The sequence below is a fragment of the Streptomyces sp. NPDC058326 genome (assembly GCF_042879855.1).
GTDB lineage: Bacteria > Actinomycetota > Actinomycetes > Streptomycetales > Streptomycetaceae > Streptomyces.
Genome location: NZ_JBHVZO010000004.1, coordinates 382,010 through 408,316 on the forward strand (window position 1 = coordinate 382,010; position 26,307 = coordinate 408,316).

23 protein-coding genes are annotated in these 26,307 nt (G+C 72.6%); 6 read left to right on the forward strand and 17 right to left on the reverse strand.

The features are described from left to right. Positions 1–7 precede the first annotated feature (7 nt). The 13 genes from ACFVYX_RS10505 to ACFVYX_RS10565 all read right to left on the reverse strand — a co-directional run bounded on the left by ACFVYX_RS10505 (position 8) and on the right by ACFVYX_RS10565 (position 11,904). Positions 8–415: a YccF domain-containing protein gene (locus tag ACFVYX_RS10505; protein WP_389680921.1), complete on the reverse strand. Its 408-nt coding sequence runs from the start codon at positions 413–415 to the stop codon at positions 8–10. Beyond that, positions 412–1,275, reverse strand: a complete 864-nt coding sequence (gene htpX / locus ACFVYX_RS10510) for a zinc metalloprotease HtpX (RefSeq protein WP_389680922.1) — start codon at positions 1,273–1,275, stop codon at positions 412–414. The genes ACFVYX_RS10505 and htpX overlap by 4 nt, the downstream gene beginning before the upstream one ends. Before the next feature lie 146 nt (positions 1,276–1,421). Then, the gene (mscL, locus tag ACFVYX_RS10515) at positions 1,422–1,877 is read right to left on the reverse strand and encodes a large conductance mechanosensitive channel protein MscL (RefSeq protein ID WP_389680923.1); all 456 of its coding nucleotides are present in this window, start codon (positions 1,875–1,877) and stop codon (positions 1,422–1,424) included. Between the two features lie 33 nt (positions 1,878–1,910). After that, complete coding sequence (locus tag ACFVYX_RS10520) at positions 1,911–3,410, reverse strand: NADH-quinone oxidoreductase subunit N (RefSeq protein WP_389680924.1); 1,500 nt, start codon at positions 3,408–3,410, stop codon at positions 1,911–1,913. Next, positions 3,407–4,960, reverse strand: coding sequence for a NuoM family protein (locus ACFVYX_RS10525; protein ID WP_389681120.1), 1,554 nt, complete (start codon positions 4,958–4,960; stop codon positions 3,407–3,409). The genes ACFVYX_RS10520 and ACFVYX_RS10525 overlap by 4 nt, the downstream gene beginning before the upstream one ends. 27 nt (positions 4,961–4,987) lie before the next feature. After that, on the reverse strand, positions 4,988–6,967 hold the full coding sequence (locus tag ACFVYX_RS10530) for an NADH-quinone oxidoreductase subunit L (RefSeq protein ID WP_389680925.1): 1,980 nt from the start codon (positions 6,965–6,967) through the stop codon (positions 4,988–4,990). Then, positions 6,964–7,326, reverse strand: coding sequence for an NADH-quinone oxidoreductase subunit NuoK (gene nuoK, locus ACFVYX_RS10535; RefSeq protein WP_389680926.1), 363 nt, complete (start codon positions 7,324–7,326; stop codon positions 6,964–6,966). Before nuoK ends, ACFVYX_RS10530 begins: the two co-directional genes overlap by 4 nt. Continuing rightward, on the reverse strand, positions 7,326–7,895 hold the full coding sequence (locus ACFVYX_RS10540) for an NADH-quinone oxidoreductase subunit J (protein ID WP_389680927.1): 570 nt from the start codon (positions 7,893–7,895) through the stop codon (positions 7,326–7,328). The genes nuoK and ACFVYX_RS10540 overlap by 1 nt, the downstream gene beginning before the upstream one ends. After that, positions 7,892–8,479 (reverse strand): NuoI/complex I 23 kDa subunit family protein, encoded by a 588-nt coding sequence (locus tag ACFVYX_RS10545; protein ID WP_389680928.1) that lies wholly within the window; start codon positions 8,477–8,479, stop codon positions 7,892–7,894. The genes ACFVYX_RS10540 and ACFVYX_RS10545 overlap by 4 nt, the downstream gene beginning before the upstream one ends. Beyond that, complete coding sequence (locus ACFVYX_RS10550) at positions 8,479–9,447, reverse strand: NADH-quinone oxidoreductase subunit H (protein WP_389680929.1); 969 nt, start codon at positions 9,445–9,447, stop codon at positions 8,479–8,481. Before ACFVYX_RS10550 ends, ACFVYX_RS10545 begins: the two co-directional genes overlap by 1 nt. Continuing rightward, positions 9,444–10,925: an NADH-quinone oxidoreductase subunit C gene (locus tag ACFVYX_RS10555; protein ID WP_389680930.1), complete on the reverse strand. Its 1,482-nt coding sequence runs from the start codon at positions 10,923–10,925 to the stop codon at positions 9,444–9,446. Before ACFVYX_RS10555 ends, ACFVYX_RS10550 begins: the two co-directional genes overlap by 4 nt. Beyond that, on the reverse strand, positions 10,922–11,485 hold the full coding sequence (locus ACFVYX_RS10560; protein WP_389680931.1) for an NADH-quinone oxidoreductase subunit B: 564 nt from the start codon (positions 11,483–11,485) through the stop codon (positions 10,922–10,924). Before ACFVYX_RS10560 ends, ACFVYX_RS10555 begins: the two co-directional genes overlap by 4 nt. Next, on the reverse strand, positions 11,476–11,904 hold the full coding sequence (locus ACFVYX_RS10565) for an NADH-quinone oxidoreductase subunit A (RefSeq protein WP_189800433.1): 429 nt from the start codon (positions 11,902–11,904) through the stop codon (positions 11,476–11,478). Before ACFVYX_RS10565 ends, ACFVYX_RS10560 begins: the two co-directional genes overlap by 10 nt. Positions 11,905–12,050: 146 nt before the next feature. Between ACFVYX_RS10565 and ACFVYX_RS10570 the strand changes: the two genes are divergently transcribed. The 5 genes from ACFVYX_RS10570 (at position 12,051) to ACFVYX_RS10590 (ending at position 19,230) form a co-directional block, all read left to right on the forward strand. Beyond that, complete coding sequence (locus tag ACFVYX_RS10570) at positions 12,051–13,232, forward strand: sensor histidine kinase (RefSeq protein WP_389680932.1); 1,182 nt, start codon at positions 12,051–12,053, stop codon at positions 13,230–13,232. A 501-nt stretch (positions 13,233–13,733) separates the two neighbouring features. After that, positions 13,734–15,020 (forward strand): sensor histidine kinase, encoded by a 1,287-nt coding sequence (locus ACFVYX_RS10575; protein ID WP_389680933.1) that lies wholly within the window; start codon positions 13,734–13,736, stop codon positions 15,018–15,020. A gap of 266 nt (positions 15,021–15,286) precedes the next feature. Further along, positions 15,287–15,946 carry a LuxR C-terminal-related transcriptional regulator gene (locus tag ACFVYX_RS10580; protein WP_389680934.1) on the forward strand — a complete coding sequence of 220 codons (660 nt, stop codon included), beginning with the start codon at positions 15,287–15,289 and terminating at the stop codon, positions 15,944–15,946. A gap of 295 nt (positions 15,947–16,241) precedes the next feature. Then, positions 16,242–18,176 (forward strand): 2-oxoacid:acceptor oxidoreductase subunit alpha, encoded by a 1,935-nt coding sequence (locus ACFVYX_RS10585; RefSeq protein WP_389680935.1) that lies wholly within the window; start codon positions 16,242–16,244, stop codon positions 18,174–18,176. Continuing rightward, positions 18,169–19,230, forward strand: a complete 1,062-nt coding sequence (locus ACFVYX_RS10590; RefSeq protein ID WP_389680936.1) for a 2-oxoacid:ferredoxin oxidoreductase subunit beta — start codon at positions 18,169–18,171, stop codon at positions 19,228–19,230. The genes ACFVYX_RS10585 and ACFVYX_RS10590 overlap by 8 nt, the downstream gene beginning before the upstream one ends. A gap of 51 nt (positions 19,231–19,281) precedes the next feature. Here the strand turns inward: ACFVYX_RS10590 and ACFVYX_RS10595 are convergent, their stop codons facing one another. The 4 genes from ACFVYX_RS10595 to ACFVYX_RS10610 all read right to left on the reverse strand — a co-directional run bounded on the left by ACFVYX_RS10595 (position 19,282) and on the right by ACFVYX_RS10610 (position 25,279). Next, complete coding sequence (locus ACFVYX_RS10595; protein WP_389680937.1) at positions 19,282–21,480, reverse strand: bifunctional serine/threonine-protein kinase/ABC transporter substrate-binding protein; 2,199 nt, start codon at positions 21,478–21,480, stop codon at positions 19,282–19,284. 3 nt (positions 21,481–21,483) lie between these two features. Further along, positions 21,484–23,652 carry a bifunctional serine/threonine-protein kinase/ABC transporter substrate-binding protein gene (locus tag ACFVYX_RS10600; RefSeq protein ID WP_389681121.1) on the reverse strand — a complete coding sequence of 723 codons (2,169 nt, stop codon included), beginning with the start codon at positions 23,650–23,652 and terminating at the stop codon, positions 21,484–21,486. A gap of 278 nt (positions 23,653–23,930) precedes the next feature. Next, a complete protein-coding gene (locus ACFVYX_RS10605) occupies positions 23,931–24,779 on the reverse strand; it encodes a hypothetical protein (RefSeq protein ID WP_389680938.1) in 849 nt (282 codons plus the stop codon). 83 nt (positions 24,780–24,862) lie between these two features. After that, on the reverse strand, positions 24,863–25,279 hold the full coding sequence (locus ACFVYX_RS10610) for a winged helix-turn-helix transcriptional regulator (protein WP_389680939.1): 417 nt from the start codon (positions 25,277–25,279) through the stop codon (positions 24,863–24,865). A 106-nt stretch (positions 25,280–25,385) separates the two neighbouring features. On the opposite strand from ACFVYX_RS10610, the gene ACFVYX_RS10615 reads away from it, so the two are divergent. Continuing rightward, positions 25,386–26,252 carry an NmrA family NAD(P)-binding protein gene (locus tag ACFVYX_RS10615; RefSeq protein WP_389680940.1) on the forward strand — a complete coding sequence of 289 codons (867 nt, stop codon included), beginning with the start codon at positions 25,386–25,388 and terminating at the stop codon, positions 26,250–26,252. The last annotated feature ends 55 nt before the right edge of the window (positions 26,253–26,307 follow it).

The window sequence follows — 26,307 nt, forward strand, 5'->3', positions numbered from 1 at the left end:
CGCCGGACTAGCGGGCCGCGTACCCGTAGGCCTGGGAGGCCTGGTCCGTGGGGACGATCTCCTTGCCGAGGGGCAGCAGCGACACCGGGATCAGCTTGAAGTTCGCGATGCCGAGCGGGATGCCGATGATCGTGACGCAGAGGACGATGCCGGTGGTGATGTGGCCGAGGGCGAGCCACCAGCCGGCGAGGATCAGCCACAGGACGTTGCCGACGCAGGAGGGCGCGCCCGCGTCGCGGCGGTCGACGACCGTGTGCCCGAAGGGCCACAGGGCGTAGACCCCGATGCGGAAGGCGGCGAGCCCGAAGGGGATGCCGATGATCGTGATACAGAGCAGGACGCCCGCGAGCATGTAGCCGAGGAACATCCAGAATCCGCACAGGATCAGCCAAATGACGTTGAGGATCGTCTTCACGGGCGGTGACCTGCCATCTGTTCGAGCCGGGCGATCCGCTCGGCCATCGGCGGATGCGTGGAGAACATCTTGGACATGCCCTGTCCGGGGCGGAACGGGTTGGCGATCATCATATGGCTCGCGGTCTCGATCCGGGGCTCCGCGGGCAGGGGCAGCTGCTTGGTGCCCGCGTCCAGCTTCCGCAGGGCGCTGGCCAGGGCGAGCGGGTCGCCGGTGAGCTGGGCGCCGGAGGCGTCGGCCTCGTACTCGCGGGAGCGGGAGATGGCGAGCTGGATGACCGAGGCGGCGACCGGGCCGAGGATCATGATCAGGAGCATGCCGAGCAGTCCGGGGCCGTCGTCGTCGTTGGAGCGGCCGACGGGGATCAGCCAGGCGAAGTTGACCAGGAACAGGATCACGGAGGCGAGCGCTCCGGCGACCGAGGAGATGAGGATGTCCCGGTTGTAGACATGGCTCAGCTCATGGCCGATGACCCCGCGCAGCTCCCGCTCGTCGAGGAGCGCGAGGATGCCCTCGGTGCAGCAGACGGCGGCGTTGCGCGGGTTCCGGCCGGTCGCGAAGGCGTTGGGCGCCTGGGTCGGCGAGATGTAGAGCCGTGGCATGGGCTGGCGCGCCTGCGTGGAGAGCTCCCGCACCATCTTGTAGAGGGCGGGCGCCTCGAACTCGCTGACCGGGCGGGCCCGCATGGCCCGCAGAGCCAGCTTGTCGCTGTTCCAGTACGCGTACGCGTTGGTCCCGAGCGCCACGAGGAGCGCGACGATCAGCCCCGTACGGCCGAAGAAGCTGCCGATGACGATGATGAGGGCCGAGAGCCCTCCGAGGAGTACGGCGGTCCTCAGCCCGTTGTGCCGGCGGTGCACGGTACGCCCTCCAAGTGGTGCGGCAGGGGAACCCTTTGCTTCGTGGTCGTCCACGCATCCAGTGGACCCTTCCGTACTGGTCAACGCCAGGCGGGAGGTTCGGGTTCCCCCGGCCGCACCGGGGGCCGTGTGGGCCGTTCGGGTGGTCAGCGGGGAGCCGGGACGGCCAGCTTCTCCAGGCTGGTGGGGAGGGGCTCGACCTCGCTGGTGCAGTGGGCGCAGCGGGAGGCCACGGCCGGGATCTCCGTGAAGCAGCGGGGGCAGTCGCGCTTCTCGGACTTGGGGTCGGCCGCCTCCTCCTTGGCGAACCTCTCCTGGACCTTGGCCAGCGGCGCGACGATCAGGAAGTAGAGGACCGCGGCGGTGATGACGAAGGCGATGGTGGCGGAGATGGCGAGGCCGTAGGGGAAGACGGTCCTGCCGACGCTGAACTTCGCCTCGCTGAAGTCACCGACGGAGCCGGTGGCGAGCCCGATGAGCGGGGTGATGAAGGCCTTGCTGAAGCCCGTGACCACGGCCGTGAACGCCGTTCCGACGGCCAGACCGATGGCCATCGAGATGACGTTCCCGCGAAGTATGAAGTCCTTGAATCCGTTCAGCACGGGGTGTTGCTCCTGCGTTCTGCTGGTGGGGGGTCAGAAGAGGCTGTCCGTGGCGAAGCGGAGGGCGAACTGCGGGTAGCCCGACAGGACGGCTCCGGCGGCGGCGGTCAGCACGATCGCCACGGTGATCGGCGCGGGGGCCCTGTGGGGGGCCTTCTGGACCGCCCCTTCCGGCGTCCGGAACAGCAGAGCCGTCCAGCGCAGGTAGTAGTACAGCGCGATCACGACGTTGACACCCATGATCACGGCCAGCCAGCCCAGGCCCGCGTCGACGGCCGCCGAGAAGACGGTCACCTTGGCGAAGAGGCCGATGATACCCGGGGGCAAACCGGCCAGATTCAGGAGGAAGAAGGCGAGCGCGAGGGCGGCTGCGGGGCTGGTCGCGTAGAGGCCCCGGTAGTCCTCGATCCGGTTCCGCGGGTGGCTGCGGGCGACGAGCGCGACGACCGCGAACGCGCCGAGGTTCACGACGGCGTACATCAGGGCGTACGCGACGGTGGCGCCGATCTGGTCGTCGCTGGAGTACGCGGCGGCGGCGATCGGCACCAGGAGGTAGCCCGCCTGGGCGACGGAGGACCAGGCGAGCAGCCGCACCGCGCTCCACGCGCGCGTGGAGAGCTGGCGCAGGGCGGCGACGTTGCCCGCGGTCATGGTGAGCGCGGCGAGGACGGCGAGCGCCGGGCCCCACACGTCCGCGTACGAGGGGAACGCGACGACCGTCACCAGGATGAGCCCGGTGAAGCCGACGGCCTTGCCGACCACCGACAGGTAGGCCGCGACGGGCAGCGGCGCGCCGACGTACGTGTCGGGCACCCAGAAGTGGAAGGGGACGGCGGCCGTCTTGAAGGCGAAGCCGACGAGGGTGAGGGCCACGCCCGCCTCGGCGAGCGTCTGGAGCTGCCCGGGGACGTCGTCGAGGCGCTGGGCGAGCTCCGTGAGGTGGAGGGTGCCGGTCGTCGCGTACAGGAAGCTGACGCCGAGCAGGGTGACGGCCGTCGCGGTCACCGAGGACAGGAAGAACTTGAGCGCCGCCTCGCCGGACATGCGGTCGCCGCGCTTGAGGCCGACGAGCGCGAAGGCGGGCAGTGAGGCCACTTCGAGGGCGACGACGAGGGTCGCGAGGTCGCGGGAGGCGGGCAGCAGGGCGGCGCCCGCGGCCGAGGAGAGCAGCAGGAACCAGAACTCGCCGGCCGGGAGCTTTTCGCGGGTCTCGGTGAGCGAGAGCAGCGCCGTCAGGAGCGCGCCGCCGAGGACGAGCAGCTGGATGACGAGGGTGAAGTGGTCGGCGGTGTAGCTGCAGGCCCTGACCTGGGTGTCGGCGGTGAGGCAGAAGGTGGAGCGGTCGCCGGCCCGCAGCGGGACGAGGAGGGCGAGGGCGGCGGCGAGGCCGCCGATCGCGGTCCAGCCGAGGAGCTGCTTGCGCTCCTCGGGGACGAACAGGTCGGCGACGAGGACGGCGAGGGCGACCACGGCCGTCAGGGTGGGGGGCGCGATCGTGAGCCAGTCGACGGACTGGACGAGCGACGACGTCACTGGGTGCCTCCGGCGAGGAGCTTCTGGACGGCCGGGTCGGTGAGGCCGAGGAGGACGGCGGGCCAGAGTCCGGCGAGGACGGTGAGGGCGACGAGCGGGGTCCAGGCGGCGAACTCGTATCCCTGGACGTCGGGGATCGGGGCCTCCCCGGCGGGCCGTGGGCCGCCCATGCAGACGCGGCGGACGACGAGCAGGAGGTACGCGGCGGTGAGGAGGGTGCCGAACGCGCCGATCGCCATGAAGGTGAGGAAGGCGGGGCGGCTGAGGCCCTCGGCCGGTTCGAAGGCGCCGAACAGGGCCAGCATCTCGCCCCAGAAGCCGGCCAGGCCCGGCAGGCCGAGGGAGGCGACGGCGGCGAAGGCGAGGAGGGCGCCGAGGCGCGGTGCGCGGCCGTAGAGGGCGGCGCCCGTCGCGCCCGCGAGGGTGTCCAGGTCGGCGGTGCCGTACCGGTCCTTGACCGCGCCGACCAGGAAGAAGAGCAGGCCCGTGACGAGGCCGTGGGCGACGTTGGCGAAGAGGGCGCCGTTGACTCCCGTGGGGGTCATGGTGGCGATGCCGAGGAGGACGAAGCCCATGTGGCCCACGGAGGAGTACGCGATGAGGCGCTTGAGGTCGCCCTTGTTGCCGGGCCTGGCGAGGGCGAGGCAGGCGAGCGATCCGTAGATGATCCCGGCGACGGCGAAGGCGGCGAGGTACGGGGCGAAGATCCGCATCCCGTCCGGGGTGATCGGCAGGACGATCCGGACGAACCCGTACGTACCCATCTTGAGCAGGACGCCGGCGAGGAGGACCGAGCCGACGGTCGGGGCGGCGGTGTGGGCGTCCGGGAGCCAGCTGTGCAGCGGCCACATCGGGGTCTTCACCGCGAGCCCGATCCCGATCGCGAGAACCGCGATGACCTGCACGGATGTGGTCAGTCCACGGCCGTTGTCAGTGGCGAGTGCCACCATGTCGAATGTGCCCGCCTTCACACCGATGAGGAGCAGGCCGAGCAGCATGACGACGGAGCCGAGCAGCGTGTAGAGGATGAACTTCCAGGCGGCGGCCTGCCTGCCCTCGCCGCCCCAGCGGGCGATGAGGAAGTACATCGGGATGAGGACCATCTCGAAGGCCAGGAAGAACAGGACGAGGTCGAGGACGGCGAAGGTGGCGAGGGTGCCGGACTCCAGGACGAGAAGGAGCGCGACGAAGGCCTTCGGGGACGGGCCTGAAGGCATTTTGAAGTAGCTGTACAGCGCGCAGAGGAAGCTCAGGAGCGCGGTCAGGACCAGGAGGGGGAGGGAAATGCCGTCGACACCGAGGTGGATGCGCACGTCGAGCGCGTTGATCCAGCTGATGTCCGTCGTGGCCTGCATCCTCGACGGCTGGTCGTGGTCGAAGCCGAGCACCAGGACGATCGCGGCGAGGAGGATCACGCCGGTGACGGTCACGCCGTGGCGGAGCACGGCCTGGTCCGGTGACTTCCCCTTCAGCCCGGGCGGGGCCGGGAGGAGAGCGGCGGCGGCCCCGAGGAGCGGGCCGACGACGATCAACGCGAGAAGGAACTGCATCACGGATTCACTGATATCGATCACGGCTCACGCTCCGGCGACGGCGTTGGCGAGGGCGACGGCGGCGATCGCCAGGACGACGGAGCCGGCGAGCAGGGCGCTCAGATAGGTCTGGACGTTGCCGGTCTGGGCGCGGCGGACGAGCCAGCCGAGCCCCTTGGCGGAGTCGCCCGCGGCGCTGACGTAGGTGTCGACGACCTCGCGGTCCAGGAAGCGGACCAGGGAGGCGGCCGCGAGGACGGGGCGGACGAAGGCGGTCCGGTACACGGCGTCCAGGTGGAAGCCGTCGGCCGCCGGGCCGTGCAGCGGCCCGAGGAGGGCGCGGCCGGGGTCGGCCGGGTCCTCGGCGGGGTGCGGCAGGTGCAGCGCCTCGGCCTCGACCAGGCCCGCGTCGGCGTCGGGGTGGGCGACGTGCGGGGCGGGGGCCGCGACCGGGGTGCGGGCCGTGAGGGTGCGCCAGATCGCGTACGTGATGACCGCTCCGGCGGCGGCGAGGCCCGTGCCCAGGACGGCCGTGGTGACGGTCGGGGTGAGGGCGTGCCCGTCGAACCAGTCGTCGACGTACGTGGCGGTGAGCCCGAAGCCGAGGGAGGGGATCGCGAGGACCCACAGGACGGTCGTCATGGCGATGGGCTGACGCCCGTGGTCCGGGGCCTCGGCGCCCCGGCCGCGGAAGGTCCGCAGCCAGAGGCGGAGCGCGTAGGCGGCGGTGAGCAGGGCGGTCAGCAGGCCCGCGCCGAGGACGGTCCAGCCGGCCCCGGCGGGCGCGACGTCCCGGTCCCCGAGCGCGGTGTGCTCGGCGGCCACCAGGACGGCCTCCTTGGAGAAGAAGCCGGCGAAGGGCGGGATCGCGGCGAGCGCGAGAAGGGCGATCGTCATCGTCCAGTACGCGTCCGGGATGCGCTTCGCTAGGCCGCTCATGCGGGACATGGCGGTCAACGAGTTCGTACCGGCGGCGTGGATGACCGCGCCGGCGGCGAGGAAGAGCAGCGCCTTGAAGGCGGCGTGCGAGAGGAGGTGGAAGACGGCGGCACCGCGGTCGCCGACGGCGAGGGCACCGGCCATGTAGCCGAGCTGGCCGATCGTCGAGTAGGCGAGGACCCGCTTGATGTCGTCCTGGGCGAGTGCGGCGAGCGCCGAGCCGACCATCGTGATCGCGGCCATCACGGCGAGCACGGTCATCGCGGCGGCGGAGGCGGCGAAGACGGGCAGCAGCCGGGCCGTGAAGTAGATGCCGGCGGCGACCATCGTCGCCGCGTGGATGAGCGCGGAGACGGGGGTGGGGCCGGCCATGGCGTCCGGGAGCCAGGTGTGCAGCGGGAACTGCGCCGACTTGCCCGCCACACCGGCGAGCAGCAGCAGCGCGATCAGGGTGGGGTGGTCGAGGCCGCCGCTCGCGACGGCGCCGAGGACGCCCGTGATCCGGAAGGTTCCGGCGTCGGCGGCGAGCGCGAAGAGACCGATGAGGAAGGGGACGTCACCGAGCTTGGTGACGAGGAAGGCCTTCAGGGAGGCGGCCCGCGCCTCGGGGGTCTCCCAGTAGTGGCCGACGAGGAAGTACGAGCAGATGCCCATGATCTCCCAGCCGACCAGGAGCACCATCAGGTCGCCGGAGTAGACGACGAGCAGCATCGCGGAGGTGAAGAGGGAGACGAGCGCGGCGTACGAGGGGTAGCGCGGGTCCTCGCGGAGGTACCCGGTCGAGTAGATCTGCACACAGGTGGCGACGACGCCGACCAGGACGGCGACGAGGGCGGCGAAGCCGTCGATGTGGAGGGCCAGGTCGACGGGGACCGACCCGGTGGGGGTGAGCTGGGTGGCGGCGTCGATCGCCTTGCCGCCGCCCTGGCGGGCGGCGACGAGGACGGCGAGCACGGCGGCCGCGAGCGTCGGGAGGACGGCGAGCGGGCGGACGAAGCCGGGCGCGGCGCGGCCGAGCAGGAGTCCGGCGGCGGAGCCGAGGAACGGCAGGAGGGGGACGAGGACGGCGAGGGTCGTGGTGGTCACGCGGTGGCCTCGGCCTTCTCGCCGGTGGGCGTGTCGTCGGTGCTCTCGTGCGGGGCCTCCGCCGTGTCACGGAGGCGGTCGACGTCCGAGGTGCCCTTGTTGCGGTGGACCATCAGGACGATCGCGAGACCGATGCCGATCTCCGCGGCGGCGATGGCGATGGTGAAGAGGGTGAGGGCCTGGCCGGCGTGGAGGGTGTCGCGGAGCCAGACGTCGAAGGCGACCAGGTTGAGGTTGACGGCGTTGAGCATCAGCTCGACGGACATCAGGACGAGGATCGCGTTGCGGCGGGCGAGGACGCCGTACACGCCGATGGCGAAGAGGAGGGCGGCGAGGACGGCCGGGTAGACGAGAGGCATCAGCGCTGCTCCTCCCGCTTCTTCCGGGAGATCACGATCGCGCCGACGAGGGCGGCCAGGAGGAGGACGGACAGTGCCTCGAAGGGCAGCACCCAGTGCCGGAAGAGGATCTCGCCGGACACCTTCGTGGAGCCCTGTACGGCTCCGTCCAGGTCGATCCGGGTCGTACGGAACGCGTCGACGACGACCCAGACGAGCGCGGCCGCGGCGGCCAGGGCGACCGCGATCGCCACCGGCTTGTTGCGGGAGTCGGCGTCCGGGGAGTGGCCGATGGGGGCCTTGGTGAGCATGAGACCGAACAGGAGGAGGACGACGACGGAACCGACGTAGATCAGGACCTGCACCCAGGCGATGAACTCGGCGGTCAGGAGCAGGTACTCCACGGCGAGGCCGCCGAGCGCCACGACCAGCCAGAGCGCGGCGTGGACCAGCTGGCGGGTGGTGACGGTGACGAGGGCGGCGCCGAGGGTGACGAGGCCGACGAGGAGGAAGGCGATCTCGACGCCGGTCGGCGACAGGAAACCATGGGTCTGCTGTGCTGCGGCGGCTGCCGCGGCGGCGAGGGTCACTGCTGCTCCTCCTGGGCCTCGGCCTGCGCGGCGGCCTCCTGGGCTTCGGCCTCGGCCTGGGCCTGGGCGGCAGCCTTCTCGGCGGCCTTGCGGGCGGCCGCGATCTCCTTCGGCTCCTCCGCGTGCGGGTCGAGCGCGGGTGGTTCCGGGACCGTCCACATCCACTCGCGGAGCTTGTCGCGCTCGTGGGTGAGCTCGTGGATGTCGGTCTCCGCGTACTCGAACTCGGGCGACCAGAACAGCGCGTCGAACGGGCACACCTCGATGCAGATACCGCAGTACATGCAGAGCGCGAAGTCGATGGCGAAGCGGTCGAGGACGTTCCGGCTGCGCTCGCGGCCACCGGGGGCGGCGGCCGGCACCGTCTCCTTGTGGGAGTCGATGTAGATGCACCAGTCGGGGCACTCACGGGCGCAGAGCATGCAGACCGTGCAGTTCTCCTCGAACAGTCCGATGACCCCGCGGGTGCGGGGCGGCAGCTCGGGCTGGACGTCCGGGTACTGCGCGGTGACGGTCTTCTTCGTCATCGTGCGGAGCGTGACGGCGAGGCCCTTGGCGAGGCCGGAGCCGGGGATCGGAGCCATCAGTTGATCGCCACCTTCACGATGCCGGTGAGCGCGATCTGCGCGAGAGCGAGCGGGACGAGCGTCGTCCAGGCCAGCTTCTGGAGCTGGTCCTCACGCAGCCGCGGGTAGCTCACCCGCAGCCAGATCACGACGAACGCGAGGACGGCGGTCTTGAGCAGGGTCCACACCCAGCCGAGACCGTCCGCGCCGAAGGGGCCGTGCCAGCCGCCGAGGAACAGGACGGTGGTGAGACCGCACAGGACGACGATGCCGGCGTACTCGGCGAGCAGGAACAGGGCGAAGCGGAGACCGGTGTACTCGGTGTACGCGCCGAAGATGATCTCCGAGTCGGCGACCGGCATGTCGAACGGAGGCCGCTGGAGCTCCGCGAGACCCGCCACGAAGAAGACGAGGGCGCCGACGATCTGCCAGGGCAGCCACCACCACTCGAAGGCGTTCAGGATCCCGGGGAGGGAGACGGTGCCGGCGGCCATCGCCACGGAGGCAGCGGCGAGCAGCATCGGGAGCTCGTACGCGAGGAGCTGGGCGGCGGTGCGGAGGCCGCCGAGCAGCGAGAACTTGTTGGCGGACGCCCAGCCGGCCATCAGGCTGCCGAGGACGCCGACGCCCATCACGGCGAGCACGAAGAAGATGCCGGCGTCGACGACCTGTCCGACGGCTCCCTCGCTCGGCCCGATCGGGATCGCCACGAGGACGAGGAGGTACGGGAGGAGGGCGACGGCCGGCGCGAGCTGGAAGACCCGCCGGTCGGCGTCCTTGGGGACGACGTCCTCCTTCTGCGCGAACTTCACCCCGTCGGCGACGAGCTGGGCCCAGCCGTGGAATCCACCGGCGTACATGGGGCCGAGGCGGCCCTGCATATGGGCCATGACCTTGTGCTCGGTCTGACCGACGACGAGGGGCAGCACGAGGAAGACGGCGAAGACGACGAGCAGCCGGAGGGCGACGTCGAGTACGTCGTTCACGCGGGATCGCCTCCGGCGGGGGTGGTGGGGTGGTCGGTGCCGCCACCCTGCGGGGCGGAGCCTCGCGGGGCAGGCGGGTCGTCGGACTCGGCGGAGCCTTGCCCGGCAGGCGGCGCGTCGGACTCGGCGGAGCCTTGCCCGGCAGGCGGGTCGTCGGACTCGGCGGAGCCTTGCCCGGCAGGCGGCGCGTCGGACTCGGTCGCGACGGACTCAGGTGCCGTTTCCGGGGCCTGCGGCGCGGTGCCGGGCTCGGGTGCGGCCGGCTCTGGCGCCGTTTCGGGGGCCTCCGGGCCGGTGCCGGGATCGGGTGCGGCTTCCGGGGCCTGCGGCGTCGGCTCGGGACGCTCGGCTCCGGCCGGGATCTCCGGCTTCGCCGGGGTCCTCCGGGAAGCCGGCTCGTCGTCGAAGGCCGGGCGGGCGTGATGCCAGGGGGCGTCCGAGCTGCGGGCACGTGCGCCGGTGGCCTCTGCGCTCGGCGCAGGACCGTCCGGGGTCGCCTGACTCGCCGAGCGGGTGCGGGGCGTCTCGGGCTCAGCCGCGTCCGCCGGCGCCGGCCGGCTCGCCGAGCCTTCCGACGCCGAGCGGGTGCGGCGCGGCGGGCGGTCGGCGGGCGGGGTGTCGGTCACCGCTCCCGGATCGGGAGCCACGGCTGACCGCTCCGGGGCCGTGTCGGCGGCGGGCGTCTGGCTCGCCGAGCCCTCCGACGCCGAGCGGGTACGGCGGGGCGGGCGGGTCGTCGGGGTCGGGGGCTCGGTCGCCGCGTCCGGTGCGGGGGCCACGGCGGGCGTCTGGCTCGCCGAGCCCTCTCCCACCGATCGGGTGCGGCGGACCGGGCGTTCGCCCGCCGCTCGGGCCGGGCGGTCTCCCGTCGCTCGCGCCGGGCGGGACGGGGCCGGGGGGAGCTGACCCTTCAGGGGGCCCCATTCGTTGGGGTCGGGGACGCCCGGCGGGAGCATCTGGCGGCGCTTCGGGCCTCCGCCGTCGTGGGACTCGCCCGGTTCCTTCGCGCCCGGCCACGCCTTGGCGACCCGGGCCGCGAGGACGAAGTCCTTGCGCAGGGGGTGGCCCTCGAAGTTCTCGGGGAGGAGGAGGGGGACGAGGTGGGGGTGGCCGGTGAAGTCCACCCCGAACATCTCGTGGGTCTCGCGTTCGTGCCAGCCCGCGCCCGCGTACACCCCGATCGCCGTGGGCAGAACCGCGGCGGAGTGCGGGACGGTCGTACGGACGAGGAGGCGGCGCGGGCGGCCCTCCGCGAGGGACACCACGTGCGCGCAGACCCGGAAGCCCGTGCCCGGCTCGTCGACCGCGCTCAGCCAGTCGAAGTACGTGCAGCCGAGTTCGTCGCGGGCCGTGGTGAGCGCCGGGATCCAGGACGCCGGCGGGACGTCGACGGTCAGCAGGTCGTACGCCTGCTCCGCCGTCGCCTCCTCGCCGAAGACCTCGGTCACGGCCTCGGGGAGCGAGTCGTAGGCGGTCATGCCGTGCCCTCCGGCCCCTGGACCAGGGGGCTCGTCAGCTGGGAGACCGAGGCGGCCGTCGTGTACCGCTCCGCCAGGCTCTCCCGCGCGATCTTCTCCTGGAGCTTGAGGATGCCCTGGAGCAGCGCCTCGGGGCGGGGCGGGCAGCCGGGGACGTAGACGTCGACCGGGATGATCTGGTCGACGCCCTTGGTGACGGAGTACGAGTCCCAGTACGGGCCGCCGCAGTTCGAGCAGGCGCCGAAGGAGATGACGTACTTCGGTTCGGGCATCTGCTCGTACAGGCGCTTCACGGCCGGGGCCATCTTGTCCGTCACCGTGCCCGAGACGATCATCAGGTCGGCCTGGCGCGGGCCGGGCGCGAACGGGATGACGCCGAGCCGGATGAAGTCGTGGCGGGCCATCGACGCGGCGATGAACTCGATCGCGCAGCAGGCGAGCCCGAAGTTGAAGACCCACAGGCTGTAGCGGCGGCCCCAGTTCAGGACCACCTTCATCGGCTCGGGGGCCAGACGGGCGAGGGTCCCCAGCTTCGGAGCGGGCAGCGGTGTTACGTCCATGACAGGACGCCCTTCTTGTACGCGTAGAGCAGCCCCACGGCCAGGAAGCCGAGGAAGACGAACATCTCGACCAGGGTCGTGGCGCCGTAGCCGGGCGCGGCGAAGACCGTCGCCCAGGGGAAGAGGAAGATCGAGTCGACGGCGAAGATGACGTAGAGGAAGGCGTACACGTAGTAGCGGACCTGGGTGTGGGCCCAGCCCTCCCCCACGGGATCGACCCCGCACTCGTACGTGAGGAGTTTCTCGGGCGTCGGCACGACAGGCCTGAGCAGCCGGCCCGCGCCGAACGCCACGGCGACGAAGAGCACGCCGACGACGGCGAGCAGGCCGACGACGGAATACGTCTGGAAGTAGTCCGCCGCGTCGGCCGCGACAACGGTCGGTTCCCGCACGTCCGCCCCTCGGTCTCGGTGTCTCATGAGTCACTTCTGTACGGACGCGAGTCTAGGCCCTGCTAAAGGGACCGTAAGCAGTCGCGTACGCGCTGCTGGTGGGGATATCCCCCCTGCCGCTCACCCACCTCCCCCATGGCGTCCCGCCGCCCCGGACCGGCAGTCTGGGGAACATGACCGCTGATCATGACTCCGCCGGGTCCTCCGGCTCCGCCGCCGCCCCGCGTCCGCCGCTGCGCCTCGCCTACGGCAAGGAGACCTGGAAGGAGATCGCCTTCCTCCTCTCCAACCTGTTCACGGCCCTGGCCGGTTTCGTCTACGCGGTCGTCAGCGTCGTCCTCGGCGTCGGCCTCTCGGTCACCGTGATCGGCCTTCCGCTGCTCGCCCTCGGCCTCGGCGGGGCGCGCCTCATCGGCCGCTCCGAGCGGGCCCGGGCGCGCGGGCTGCTGGAGGTCCGGGTCGCCGAGCCGTCCCCGCTGCCGTTGCCCGGCGGCTTCTTCGGCTGGCTGTGGACCTCGCTGAAGGACCCGGTGGCGTGGCGGACGCAGCTGTACGGGCTGATCCGGCTGCCCTGGGGGATCGTGACGTTCGTGGTCGCCCTGGTCTCGCTGCTCGTCCTCTGGCCGGTGCTGCCCTTCCTCTCCCGGGGCCTGACCAACGCCGACCGGGGCATGGTGCGGGGGCTCCTCTCGCCCTCCGACGAGCTGGAGCGGCGGATCGCCGAGCTGGAGTCGGACCGGGGGGTGGTCGTCGACACCGCCGCGGCCGACCTGCGGCGCATCGAGCGCGATCTGCACGACGGCGCTCAGGCCCGGCTCGTCGCCCTCGCGATGGGGCTCGGGCTCGCCAAGGAGAAGCTCCTCGACGACCCGGAGGCGGCCGCGACGATGGTCGACGAGGCGCACGGCGAGGTGAAGCTCGCCCTCCAGGAGCTGCGGGACCTCGCCCGGGGCATCCACCCGGCGGTCCTCACCGACCGGGGGCTCAGCGCCGCGCTCTCCTCCGTGTCGGCGCGCTGCACGGTGCCGGTGAAGGTGACGGTGGACCTGGCGGAGCGGCCGGCGGAGGCGATCGAGGGCATCGCGTACTTCACGGTGTCGGAGCTGCTGCAGAACGTCTCCAAGCACGCGCGTGCCCGGTCCGCCTCCGTGGAGGTGTGGCGGGCGAAGGACCGGCTGCTGCTCCAGGTGCGGGACGACGGGACGGGCGGGGCGCGCTTCGACGGCGGCACGGGGCTCGCGGGGCTCGCGGAACGGCTCGGGGCGGTGGACGGGCTCCTCGTCCTGGACTCGCCGGAGGGCGGCCCGACGACGGTCACGGCGGAGCTGCCGTGGCGCGCGCGTCCTACGCGGTGACGGCCTGCGGCTGTGGGCGGGGCTCGGGGCCGGGGCCGGGGCCGGTCGCCGGTGGCCGCTGGTCGGTAGCCGGTATCCGGTGGCGGCCGGCGGCCGGCGGCCGGCGGCCGGCGGCCGGCGGCCGGCGGCCCGTAACGGCCGGTGGCGGTGGCGGTGGCGGTGGCGGTGGCGGTGGCGGTGGCGGTGGCCCGTAACGCCCGGCAGCGGTGGCCCGTAACGCCCGGTGGCGGTTGCCCGTGACGCCGGCGGCCGGCGGCCCTGACGCCGGTGGCGGTTGCCCGTGACGGCCGGCGGCCGGCGGCCCTGACGCCGGTGGCGGTTGCCCGTGACGGCCGGTGGCCGACGGCCCGTGGCATCCAGCGGCGGTGGCACGTGACGTCCCGGATCGCCGCAGGTAGGGAAAACCCCCGCCCGTAGACGCCCACCCGCCTCATGGTCCGGCCGGGCCCGGGACGGAACCCTGGAACACGTACCCACCCCACCCAGAGAAGGACCCCCGCGATGGCCTCCCACCGACTCCCCGCAGCGATCCGCGCGCCGTTCGAGGCCCGCACCTGGCGCGGCCTCCTCTACGTACTGATCGGGCTTCCGCTGAGCGTCTGCTGGTTCGCGCTCTCCGTCGCCTTCGTCTCGGCCGGCGCCGGACTGCTCATCACCTTCCTCGGCGTGCCGATCCTGGCCGGGGCCCTCGCCATGTGCCGGGGCTTCGGCGCGGTCGAGCGGGCCCGGGCGCGCGGTCTGCTCGGCCTCGACGTACGGGCTCCCGAGCCGGTACGGGGCCGGACCGGCGGGGCCTTCTCCTGGATGGGCGCCATGCTGAAGAGCGGAGCGTCGTGGCGGCACCTGCTGTACGCGGTCCTGCACATGCCGTGGGCGGTGTTCTCGTTCTCGGTGACGGTGGCGTTCTGGTCCTGGGGCTGGGGCCTCTTCCTGTATCCGCTGTGGCAGTGGGTGTTCCCCGCGTACCTGGGCCAGGACGGCATCCAGCTGTACGGCGACGGAACCCACGGCCTCTACCTCGACTCCCCCTTCGAGATCGCCGTCACCAGCCTGATCGGGCTCCTGTTCGTGATGGTCGGGCCGTGGCTCCTGCGCGGGTTCGTCGCCGTCGACCGGCTCCTGGTCTCCGGCCTCCTCGGCCCCTCGCGGCTCGCCTCCCGCGTGACCGAGCTGGAGTCCGACCGGGGCGTGGTCGTCGACACCGCCGCGGCCGACCTGCGGCGCATCGAGCGGGACCTCCACGACGGCGCTCAGGCCAGGCTCGCCGCGCTCGCCATGGACCTGGGGCTCGCCAAGGAGAAGCTCACGGAGGACCCGGAGGCGGCGGCGGTGCTGGTCGGCGAGGCGCACGGCGAGGTGAAGCTCGCCCTCAAGGAGCTGCGGGACCTCGCCCGGGGCATCCACCCGGCGGTCCTCACCGACCGGGGCCTCGACGCGGCGCTCTCCGCGGTCGCCTCGCGGTGCGCGGTCCCGGTGTCGGTGGACGTCGACCTGCCGGCCCGGCCGGTGCCGGCGATCGAGGGAATCGCCTACTTCGCGGTCTCCGAGCTGCTGCGGAACGTCACCGAGCACTCGCGGGCGCGGCGGGCCTGGGTGGACGTGTGGCGGGCGGGCGACCGGCTGATGCTCCAGGTGCGGGACGACGGGACGGGCGGGGCGGAGTCGGTGCCGGGGCGGAGTCTCGCGGGGCTGGCGGAGCGGGTGGGGGCGGTGGACGGGGTGCTGGCCGTGGACTCGCCGGCGGGCGGACCCACGACGGTGACGGCGGAGCTGCCCTGGCGGGCGTGAGGCGGTGGGGCGCGCGCGGGTGGGACCCCCCCCCCCCCCCCCGCCCCGTGGGGGCCGTATCCGCAAAGGACCTCGGCCCGGCAAGGCCTCGGCCCGGCAAGGACCTCGGCCCGGCAAGGGCGCCGTCCGTTGTGCCCACGAGTGACCGCCCGGGCGGAACGAATGCCCACAACGCGGGGGCCGGGCGGCCCCGTAGTGCGATGCTGGGAGCCGCATCGGACGACAGGACGTGGGGGCTGTACGGCGTGGGTGGGCAAGAGGGGGCGGTGCGTGTGGTCATCGCCGAGGATTCAGTGCTGCTACGGGAGGGCCTGACCCGGCTCCTGACCGATCTGGGGCATGAGGTCGTCGCGGGTGTCGGGGACGGGGACGCGCTCGTCGAGACCGTGGCCGGCCTCGCGGGGCAGGGCGCCCTGCCGGACGTGGTCGTCGCGGACGTCCGGATGCCGCCGACGCACACGGACGAGGGCGTACGGGCCGCGGTGCGGCTGCGCAAGGAGTATCCGGGCCTCGGGGTGCTGGTCCTTTCGCAGTACGTGGAGGAGCAGTACGCCACGGAACTTCTGGCCGGTTCCAGCCGGGGTGTGGGGTATCTGCTCAAGGACCGGGTCGCCGAGGTACGTGAGTTCGTGGACGCGGTCGTGCGGGTCGCCGGCGGCGGTACGGCGCTGGATCCGGAGGTCGTGCAGCAGCTGCTCGGCCGGAGCCGTCAGCAGGACGTGCTGGCGAACCTGACGCCGCGCGAGCGGGAGGTGCTCGGCCTGATGGCGGAGGGCCGGACGAACTCGGCGATCGCGAAGGCGCTGGTGGTGAGCGACGGCGCGGTGGAGAAGCACATCAGCAATATTTTCCTGAAGCTGGGTCTTTCGCCGAGTGACGGCGATCATCGACGGGTACTCGCGGTGTTGACGTATCTGAGATCCTGAGAATCTGACCCCCTGTCAGTCGGGCGGGGAGTGGAGGCCGCCCGTCGGCACCCTGCGGGCCCCGAGCCCGGAGGGGGGCGGAATCGGACATTCCGAGACTCTCGCCGACGACAGAACGTGTCGATTCACGCCAAAAAGGCGTCTCAAAAAGACGTCCGCGATACGAGAAGTCCCGGGAAGGCCCTCCCTGCCGTCGTAGGGTGGGCTTCGGGACGGACGGTGATCGGCCGACCGCGCCCGAGCCTTCTCCCGCCTCCGGCGGAGAGTCCCCTTGCCGCGAGGGAGGTCCAGTTCAGTGACCAGCCAGGTCAGTAGCGAGGCCGGTGAGGCACTGCTCGGAGAGCAGCGCAGCGCCCCGACGAAGCACCACGGCACAGAGAAGGAAGTACGCCGTCTCGATCGGGTGATCATCCGCTTCGCGGGTGACTCCGGTGACGGTATGCAGCTGACGGGTGACCGCTTCACCTCGGAGACGGCGTCCTTCGGGAACGACCTCTCCACGCTGCCGAACTTCCCGGCCGAGATCAGGGCACCCGCCGGAACCCTGCCGGGTGTCTCGTCCTTCCAGCTGCACTTCGCCGACCACGACATCCTGACCCCGGGCGACGCCCCGAACGTGCTGGTCGCGATGAACCCCGCCGCCCTCAAGGCCAACCTCGCGGACGTGCCGCGCGGTGGCGAGATCATCGTCAACACGGACGAGTTCGCTCCCCGGGCCATGAAGAAGATCGGCTGGGACGTCTCGCCCCTGGAGGACGGTTCGCTCGACGGCTACCGGGTCCACCCGGTCCCGCTGACCACGCTGACCGTGGAGGCCCTGAAGGAGTTCGGTCTCTCCCGGAAGGAGGCCGAGCGGAGCAAGAACATGTTCGCGCTCGGGCTGCTCTCCTGGATGTACCACCGGCCGACCGAGGGCACCGAGACCTTCCTGCGCCAGAAGTTCGCGAAGAAGCCGCAGATCGCCGAGGCCAACGTGGCCGCCTTCCGGGCCGGCTGGAACTTCGGCGAGACCACCGAGGACTTCGCCGTCTCCTACGAGATCGCCCCCGCGACCCGGGCCTTCCCCACCGGCACGTACCGGAACATCTCGGGGAACCTGGCCCTGTCGTACGGACTGATCACCGCGGGCCGGCAGGCGGACCTGCCGCTCTACCTGGGCTCGTACCCGATCACCCCGGCATCGGACATCCTGCACGAGCTGAGCAAGCACAAGAACTTCGGTGTGCGGACCTTCCAGGCCGAGGACGAGATCGCCGGCATCGGCGCCGCGCTCGGCGCGGCCTTCGGCGGTTCGCTCGCCGTGACGACGACGAGCGGCCCCGGTGTGGCGCTCAAGTCCGAGACGATCGGGCTCGCGGTCTCCCTGGAGCTGCCGCTGCTCGTCGTGGACATCCAGCGCGGCGGCCCGTCCACCGGTCTTCCGACCAAGACCGAGCAGGCGGATCTCCTCCAGGCCATGTACGGCCGCAACGGCGAGGCGCCGGTGCCGGTCATCGCCCCGAAGACGCCCGCCGACTGCTTCGACGCGGCGATCGAGGCGGCCCGGATCGCCCTCACGTACCGCACGCCCGTCTTCCTCCTCTCCGACGGCTACCTCGCCAACGGCTCCGAGCCCTGGCGCATCCCGGACGTCGAGGACCTCCCCGACCTGCGGACACAGTTCGCCACCGGGCCGAACCACACGCTCGACGACGGCACCGAGGTGTTCTGGCCGTACAAGCGCGACCCGGAGACCCTGGCCCGCCCGTGGGCCGTGCCCGGCACGCCGGGGCTCGAGCACCGCATCGGCGGCATCGAGAAGCAGGACGGCACGGGCAACATCTCGTACGACCCCGCCAACCACGAGTTCATGGTCCGCACCCGGCAGGCCAAGATCGACGGCATCGACGTGCCCGACGTCGAGGTCGACGACCCGGACGGTGCGAGCACCCTGGTGCTCGGCTGGGGCTCCACCTACGGGCCGATCACGGCGGCCGTCCGCCGCATCCGCAGGGCGGGCGGGCACATCGCCCAGGCCCATCTGCGGCACCTCAACCCCTTCCCGAAGAACCTCGGCGAGGTCCTCAAGGGGTACGAGAAGGTCGTCGTCCCCGAGATGAACCTCGGGCAGCTCGCCACCCTCGTCCGGGCGAAGTACCTCGTCGACGCCCGCAGCCACACCCAGGTCAACGGCATGCCGTTCAAGGCCGAGCAGCTCGCCGCCGCCCTCAAGGAGGCCATCGATGCCTGAGACCACGGAGACGCTGCTGAGCCTGGTGCCCAAGGCCGAGGGCCGGCAGTCCATGAAGGACTTCAAGTCCGACCAGGAGGTCCGCTGGTGCCCGGGCTGCGGTGACTACGCGGTCCTCGCCGCCGTGCAGGGCTTCATGCCCGAGCTCGGTCTGGCGAAGGAGAACATCGTCTTCGTCTCCGGGATCGGCTGCTCCTCCCGCTTCCCGTACTACATGAACACCTACGGGATGCACTCCATCCACGGCCGCGCCCCGGCCATCGCCACCGGCCTCGCCACCTCCCGCCGCGACCTGTCCGTCTGGGTCGTCACGGGCGACGGCGACGCGCTCTCCATCGGCGGCAACCACCTCATCCACGCGCTGCGCCGCAACGTCAACCTGAAGATCCTGCTGTTCAACAACCGGATCTACGGACTGACCAAGGGCCAGTACAGCCCCACGTCCGAGGTCGGCAAGATCACCAAGTCGACCCCGATGGGCTCGCTGGACGCACCCTTCAACCCGGTGTCGCTGGCCCTCGGCGCGGAGGCCTCCTTCGTGGCCCGTACGGTCGACTCCGACCGCAAGCACCTCACCGAGGTGCTGCGGCAGGCAGCCGACCACAACGGCACGGCGCTCGTCGAGATCTACCAGAACTGCAACATCTTCAACGACGGCGCGTTCGAGGTGCTCAAGGACCAGGACCAGGCGAAGGAGGCGGTCATCCGCCTCACGCACGGGCAGCCGATCCGCTTCGGCGCCGAGGACGAGAAGGGCGTCGTCCGCGACCCCGCGACCGGCGACCTCCAGGTCGTCACGGTCACACCGGAGAACGAATCGCGGGTCCTCGTCCACGACGCCCACGCGGCCACCCCGACCACCGCCTTCGCGCTCTCACGGCTCGCCGACCCGGACACCCTCCACCAGACCCCCATCGGGGTGTTCCGATCGGTGGAGCGGCCGGTGTACGACACCCTGATGGCCGACCAGCTGGAGACGGCGGTGGAGCAGTATGGCAAGGGCGACCTCGGCCAGCTCCTCGCGGGGAACGACACCTGGACGGTCGTCGGCTGACAGCCGCACGGAGGGGCCCGGTCCGCGGCGGCCTGCGGACCGGGCCCTTCCTCATGTCCCCTCGGCGGCCGCCGCCTTCGCGAACTCCCCCAGGAACCGCGGTACTCCGCCCTTCACCTGCCAGAGGAAGAGCCCGACGAGCGCCGCGACACTGCTGTCCCGGCCCGCGGACGAGTACTGCCTGATGACACCGTGGTGCGGGTTCTGGCGCAGGTTGTTCGCCACCCCGGCGGCCTCCGACTCGGCGTTGTTCGCGACCGCCGTGCCGAGCGCCTGGATCGTCCAGTTGACCGCGTCGAACACCTCCGCGGCGTACGGCTCGACGGGGGTCGCGGGGGCGATGCCCCAGCGCTTCCGGTACGCCGCCGTGAAGTCCTTCGCCGCCGGGACGCCGTCGGGGTCGGCGAAGGCCGTACCGAAGTACCAGCCCTCGGCCGCCGGACCCGCGAGCCTGAGGAACTCCGGGTGGAGCACGGCCTCGACGCTGCCGCGCGGCCCCTCGTACCCCTGGTCGCGCAGCGCTTTCGCGCAGAGCGCCGCCCGGCGCGGTGAGGTCCCCACGTACATCACGCCCAGCGGGTCGGTGGCGAGCGCGGCCCGTACGGCGGAGGCGAAGTCCTCGCTGCCCGCCTCGACGGGGTGGGAGGTCGCCACCCCGCCGAGGTCCTGCGCGGGCGGGGTGTTCTTGATGCTCCTGACCGCGAACCAGGTGTACCGGCCGCCGGCACGGTCCTCCACGAGCGCGGTCCGCACGGCCTTGTGCTCGGAGAGGTAGCGGACGTACGGCACGATCAGGGAGTCGGGGGAGGTGCGCGGCTCGAAGTAGGTGGGCCTGAAGACCTGCCCCTTCAGCGTGGTGCCGACCGGCACCGAGGCGAGGACGCTCACCAGCGGTACCGATCGGTCCACGAGTTCGGCCACTGCCGCGACGACGGTCTCCGCCGACGTCGGACCGACGACCCCGATCAGGTTCTCGTCCTTGAGCAGGGTGCGGGTGGCGGCCTTGGCGCGCGCCGCGTCCCCGCCGTCGTCAGCGACACGCAGGACGAGGTCGAAGGGACGGTCACCGCGGGCGTTGTGGGCCTCCACGGCCATCCTGGTCCCGCGCTCCTGGGCCCGGCCGTACCCCTTCAGGGGGCCGCTGAGGTCGGTGAGCAGGCCGAGCGTGTACGCGGCGAGCGGTCCCCCGGTGCCGCCGCCCGTCCCGCCGGGCGTGCCCCCTCCCGTGCCCCCCGGTGTACGGCTCAGGAGCCAGGCGGTCAGGCCGCCCGCACCGGCCAGGGCCGCCGCCGAACCGCCGGCCAGGAACCGGCGCCTTGAGAGCGGGGGGTCCGCGTGGACGAGCATCGTCGGCTCGGGGACCGGCAGGTCCAGGACATGTGAGGAGCGCTGGGCGATGAGCGCGGGCAGCCCTGACGGCAGCCAGTCGTCGGCCGGGGCGTCGGCCTCCCCCAGGGCGGCCCGTACCTCCGGCGCCGTCGGCCGGTCCGCCGGATCCTTCGCCAGACATGCCCTGACCAGGGGCAGGATCGTGTCCGGTACGCCGTCGAGGGCGGGCTCCTCGTGGACGGTGCGGTAGACGACGGCGGCGACCCCGCCCGTACCGAAGGGCCGCTCCCCCGTCAGCGCGTACGCGAGGACGCAGCCGAGCGAGAAGACGTCGCTCGGAGGTCCGACCTCACCGGCCCCGGCGGCGCGGGCCTGTTCCGGGGCGAGGAAGCCGGGGGTGCCGATCATCGCGTCGGTGGCGGTCAGCGCGGTCGCCCCGGCGGAGCGGGCGATGCCGAAGTCGATGAGCCGGGGCCCGTCGAGGGCGAGGAGGACGTTGCCGGGTTTGACGTCCCGGTGGACGAGCCCGGCCTCGTGCAGGCCGGCGAGCGCGGACGCCAGCCGGGCCCCCAGGGCCCGTACGGTCGGCTCGGGCAGGGCGCCGTGCAGGGCGACGGCCTCGGAGAGGGAGGGGCCCGGCACGTACTCGGTCGCCAGCCACGGCTCCCGGGCCTCGGGGTCGGCGCCGAGGACGCGGACGACCCAGCGCCCGGTGATCCGCCCGGCGGCGCGCGCCTCGCGTCGGAACCGCTCCCGGAAGCCGGGGTCGGCGGCGTGCTCGGCGCGGATCAGCTTGAGCGCGACGAGCGCCCCGCCGCCGGAGCGGGCGAGGTACACCACGCCCATGCCTCCGGCGCCGAGGCGGCCGAGGAGCCGGTACTTGGCGATCGAGGAGGGGTCGCCCCTGCGGAGTGGCTGCACGGGTCAGGCCTTCGGCTTCGCCTTGTTCGCGGGGGCGACGGGCGCGGGGCCGATCAGCGTGTAGGCGCCGTCCCGTACCGCGTGCACGAAGGTGCCGCCGTTGCTGAGGTCGCCGGCCTCGTCGAAGGTGTAACCGCCCATGACGCCCGTGTACTTCTGCTTCCGCAGCTGCGTCCAGAGTCCCTTGCGGGCCGGGGCGCGGCCCGCCTTCGCGTCGCGCGCGAGCTGTTCGAGGACCATGGTGACGACGTCGTACGACTCTCCCGTGTAGTACGCGGGGGCGGCGCCGAACCGCTCGCGGTACGCGGCGACGAAACCGGCGGCCTCCTTGCGGGTGACGGCGTCGAGCACGGGGGCCCCGAGGAACCAGCCCTCCGCGTCGGCGCCCGCCTCCTTCAGGAAGGCCGGCCCGAAGGCGTGCTGACCGGCGAACCGGGGCCCGGTGAAGCGGAGTTCGTTGAGGGCGCGGGCGGCGAGGACGGCGGTCTCGCGGACTCCGCAGTGGACGTAGGCGTCCATGCCGGCGTCGATCATCTCGCCGAGGACCCGCCGGTAGTCCCGTGCGGCGGCCGGGACCACGCGGAAGTGGGGCGTGAGGCCGGCCTGCCCGAAGGCGAACTGGGCGCCCCGGGTGAGCTGCCAGCTGTACTGGTCGTCGGTGCGGTCCTGGAGAACCCCGGGTCTGCGGACCTCGGAGAGGAGCGTGACGGCGTAGGCGAGGTGCATCCCGGCGTACGGGTGGTTCGGGATCGCCCGCAGCACGGTGACGTTGGGCGCGCTGTCCCCGTCGCCGACGGTGAGCAGGTTGTACCCGGAGGAGACCGTGATCAGTGCGAGGCCGGACTCCTGGAAGGCGGGAAGAACGGCCTGCCCGACGCCGTCGGACGTCGGGCCGAGGACGGCGAGGACACGCGGGTCGGTCGTGAGCCTGCGGGCCGAGGCGAGGGCCGTGGTGCGGTCGCCGCGGTCGTCGGAGACCTTGAGTTCGAGCGTGTACGGCTTGTCCTTACGGGCGTTGAACCGCTCGACGGCGAGACGGGCGCCGCGCTCCTGGGCGAGGCCGATCTCCTTGTCGGGCCCGGAGAGGTCGGCGAGGACGCCGATCTTCCACGGGGTGCGGGGCGGAGCCGGCTTCTTCCCCTCGGTGTCGTCGTCCTCCTTCATGGCCGACCAGGCCGCGACGGAACCGCCGCCCACCGCGAGGACGGCGGCGCCGGAGGCGAGCAGCAGGAAGCCGCGCCTGTCGCGCCGCGGCGGCGCGGCCGGTGCGGGGCCGGTGCGGGTGGAGTCGATCTCGGGGAGGGCGAGCATCCGGGCGGAGCGTTCGGCGATGGTCCGGACGACGGGGCCGGGCAGCCAGTCGGCGCCGCCGGCGGGGCTGTCCTCGGTGAGCCGGACTCCGATCTCCGCGGCGGTGGGCCGGGCGGCCGGGTCCTTGGCGAGGCAGACGCGGACGAGGTCGAGCAGCCCCGCCGGTACGCCGGCGAGGTCGGGTTCGTCGTGGACGGTGCGGTACATCAGGGCGTCCACGGCGCCGGTGCCGAAGGGCGGGCGGCCGGTCGCCGCGTACGCGAGGAGGCAGCCGAGGGAGAAGACGTCGGCGGGCGGCCCGATGGCGTCGGTGCGGGCCTCGGCCTGCTCGGGCGCGAGGAAACCGGGGGTGCCGACGACCATGTCGGTGGCGGTGAGGGCGGTCTCGCCGGCGAGGCGGGCGATGCCGAAGTCGATGAGGCGCGGGCCGTCGACGGCGAGGAGGACGTTGCCGGGCTTGACGTCCCGGTGCACGAGCCCGGCCGCGTGGACGGCGGAGAGGGCGCGGGCGACGGCCCAGCCGATGAGGCGGACGCTGCGCTCGGGCAGCGGGCCGTGTGCGGTGACGGCCTCGCCGAGGGAGGGGCCGGGGACGAAGGCGGTGGCCATCCACGGTTCGGGGGCGTCGGCGTCGGCGCCGGTGACGGGCACGGCCCAGGGGCTGACGACCCGGCGGGCGGCCTCGACCTCGCGGCGGAAACGGGCCCGGAAGTCGGGCTGTTCGGCCTGGTCGGCGTGGGTGACCTTGACGGCGGCCAGCTCGCCGTTCTCGGTGCGGCCCAGGTAGACGACGCCCATGCCGCCGGCACCGAGGCGGCCGAGGAGCCGGTAGCCGGCGATGGCGGACGGGTCGGAGGGCAGGAGCGGCTGAAGGGCACCCGGCTGGTGGCGGGGCGGGTGCGGGGGGAGGGGCGGAGGCCCGGACCGGGGCTGCGTTCCCGAGTCGGGCAGGGGCTGGGGTCCCGAATCGGACCGGGGCTGCGTTCCCGAGTCGGGCAGGGGCTGGGGTCCCGAACCGGGCTGGGGCTGCGATTCCGGCTCGGGCCGGGGGCCCGGTTCCGGCCGGGGGCCCGGTTCCGGCCCGGGGCCCTGTTCCGGCCCGGGGCCCTGTTCCGGCGGCTCGGGAGTCGTCGGGTTGCTCATGACCGGACCTCCAGCTCGTCCTGCGCGCGTCCGATCATCGTCACGAGGGCCTGCACCTGGCCGCCGACGGTGCCGGCCGTGGTGCTGGTCTGCTCCTCGCTGTAGCCGGGTGCTCCCTTGACGACGGTGGCGACGGTGACCTGGCCGATCCGCGACTGGTACCAGCTGTAGAACTGCTCCCCCTTCACGGCGTCGCTGTGGTAGCGCCCGCGCTCTCCGAGGGAGTCCGTGGCGGTGTAGTTGCCGCCGACGCCGAAGGGGTTGCCGAGGGAGATGAGGCCGGAGATACGTTCGCCGTCGCGCAGCTTCTGGTCGGGGCAGCGGAGTGCCTCCTCCAGGGTTCCGGCCATCTCCCAGTCCGCGTCGGTCTCGGTCCGGTGCACGGTGACGGTGGCGGCGACCCTGAGGTTCCCGAGGGCGCCCCGGGCGGGGATCTCGCTGTAGGCGGTGACGCTGTAGAGCACGGTGGAAGGCCGGGTGGCCGTCTCCCAGGAGCAGTCGGCGCCGAGGACGGGCCAGTAGTCCGGGTCGCTGAGGTGCGGGGTGCGCTTGACGTAGTCGGGGCCCCAGGCGTCGGGTCCCGCGACGACGGCGAGGGCGATGCGCCGGGCGTCGGCCCTGTTCTTCGGCGCGCGCTTCGGGTCGGGGACGAAGTCGAGGGCGGTCGGCCTGGGGGCCGGTGCCGGCGTGGCCGTGGTCGGGGCGGCCGACGCGCTCGTGCTCCCCTTGCCGCTCTTGCCGTCGGGTCTCTTCCCGTCGTCCCCGCCGCCGCAGCCGGTGGTGATCAGGCCGCCCACCAGCACGGCGCAGCAGGCACGCAGCAGTCTTCGGTCCCCGTACGCCACAGTTCCCCCACGGTCCCTCACGGTTCCCCGGACAGTGAGCAGATCGTACGACTTGGCGGTGTCAACTCGCCCTGGTTACACCATCATTGGGACGAATCCGTGGCGCGCTCGCGACGTTCGCCGTCGTACCGCGCACGGGCCTCCTCCACGGCCCCGACCCGGCGCTCCGTCCAGCGGGCCAGTTCCCAGACCTGGCGGGCGGCCTCCGCACCCAGGTCGGTGAGGGTGTAGTCGACGCGGGGCGGGATCACGGGCTTGGCGTCGCGGTGGACGAAGCCGTCGCGCTCCAGGGTCTGGAGGGTCTGGGCGAGCATCTTCTCGCTGACGCCGCCGATCCGGCGGCGGAGCTCGCTGAAGCGGTACGAGCGCTCCAGGAGGGCCGCGAGGATCAGGACGCCCCAGCGGCTGGTGACGTGTTCGAGGACGAGCCGCGAGGGGCACATGGGTTCGTTCACGTCGGCCTTCATGGGCTTTCCGTCCACCTTTCCCCTTACCTCCATGCCAGTACCTTACGTCAAAGTGGGTACTTTCGAAAGGTTAGCGCCCGTCGTACGGTGAGTGCCGGTGGGCGGATCGCCCGCCGCAGCCCACGGGAAAGGAAGCACCATGAGCATCGTCGTCACCGGAGCCACCGGAGAGCTCGGCCGTCTCGTCATCGACACCCTCCTCACCACCGTCCCCGCCGGGTCCGTCGCCGCCGTCGTCCGGAACAAGGAGAAGGCGGCCGGCCTCGCGGAGCGCGGTGTCGAGCTGCGGATCGCCGACTACAGCCGTCCGGAGACCCTGGCGGGCGCCTTCGAGGCCGGTGACCGGGTGCTCCTGATCTCGGGCAGCGAGGTCGGGCAGCGGGTCGCCCAGCACGCCGCCGTGATCAGCGCGGCCAAGGCGGCGGGCGTGGCCCAGCTCGCGTACACCGGTGTCCTCGGCGGCGACGAGGCCGACTTCGACCTGGCCGCCGAGCACAAGGAGACCGAGCGGCTGATCCTCGCCTCGGGCCTGCCGTACACCTTCCTCCGCAACGGCTGGTACTCCGAGAACTACACGGCCAACCTCGCCCCCGTCCTGGCCCACGGCGCCGTCGTCGCCAACGCGGGCGAGGGCAGGGTCGCCTCCGCGGGCCGCGCCGACTACGCGGCGGCGGCCGCCGCCGTCCTGACCGGCCCGGCCGAGGAGCACCTGAACAGGGCGTACGAGCTGAGCGGCGACACCGCCTGGTCATTCGCCGAGTACGCGGCCGAGGTCGCCGCGCAGACCGGCCGGGAGATCGCGTACAGCAACGTCCCCGCCGAGACCCACCTCGCGATCCTCACCGGCGCCGGTGTCCCCGCGCCCTTCGCCGAGATCCTGGTCGACGTCGACCGGGCCGTCGAGCGCGGCGCGCTCGCCCGGCGGAACGGCGATCTGGCCCGGCTCATCGGCCGTCCGACCACGCCGATCGCCGAGTCGATCAGGGCCGCGCTCGCCGCCTCCTGAACGACGACACCGAATTGTCATGACCGTATAGCGGTACGGGCATGACAACCCGCCC

What these genes read in the sequence shown, in the direction of transcription:
- ACFVYX_RS10575 (WP_389680933.1), top strand. Translation starts at nt 13,734, where the DNA reads ATGGCCTCCCACCGACTCCCCGCAGCGATCCGCGCGCCGTTCGAGGCC.
- ACFVYX_RS10590 (WP_389680936.1), top strand. Translation starts at nt 18,169, where the DNA reads ATGCCTGAGACCACGGAGACGCTGCTGAGCCTGGTGCCCAAGGCCGAG.
- ACFVYX_RS10545 (WP_389680928.1), bottom strand. Translation starts at nt 8,479, where the DNA reads ATGGCTCCGATCCCCGGCTCCGGCCTCGCCAAGGGCCTCGCCGTCACG.
- ACFVYX_RS10555 (WP_389680930.1), bottom strand. Translation starts at nt 10,925, where the DNA reads ATGACCGCCTACGACTCGCTCCCCGAGGCCGTGACCGAGGTCTTCGGC.
- ACFVYX_RS10565 (WP_189800433.1), bottom strand. Translation starts at nt 11,904, where the DNA reads ATGAGACACCGAGACCGAGGGGCGGACGTGCGGGAACCGACCGTTGTC.
- nuoK (WP_389680926.1), bottom strand. Translation starts at nt 7,326, where the DNA reads ATGCCTCTCGTCTACCCGGCCGTCCTCGCCGCCCTCCTCTTCGCCATC.
- ACFVYX_RS10525 (WP_389681120.1), bottom strand. Translation starts at nt 4,960, where the DNA reads ATGCAGTTCCTTCTCGCGTTGATCGTCGTCGGCCCGCTCCTCGGGGCC.
- ACFVYX_RS10560 (WP_389680931.1), bottom strand. Translation starts at nt 11,485, where the DNA reads ATGGACGTAACACCGCTGCCCGCTCCGAAGCTGGGGACCCTCGCCCGT.
- ACFVYX_RS10570 (WP_389680932.1), top strand. Translation starts at nt 12,051, where the DNA reads ATGACCGCTGATCATGACTCCGCCGGGTCCTCCGGCTCCGCCGCCGCC.
- ACFVYX_RS10610 (WP_389680939.1), bottom strand. Translation starts at nt 25,279, where the DNA reads ATGGAGGTAAGGGGAAAGGTGGACGGAAAGCCCATGAAGGCCGACGTG.
- ACFVYX_RS10615 (WP_389680940.1), top strand. Translation starts at nt 25,386, where the DNA reads ATGAGCATCGTCGTCACCGGAGCCACCGGAGAGCTCGGCCGTCTCGTC.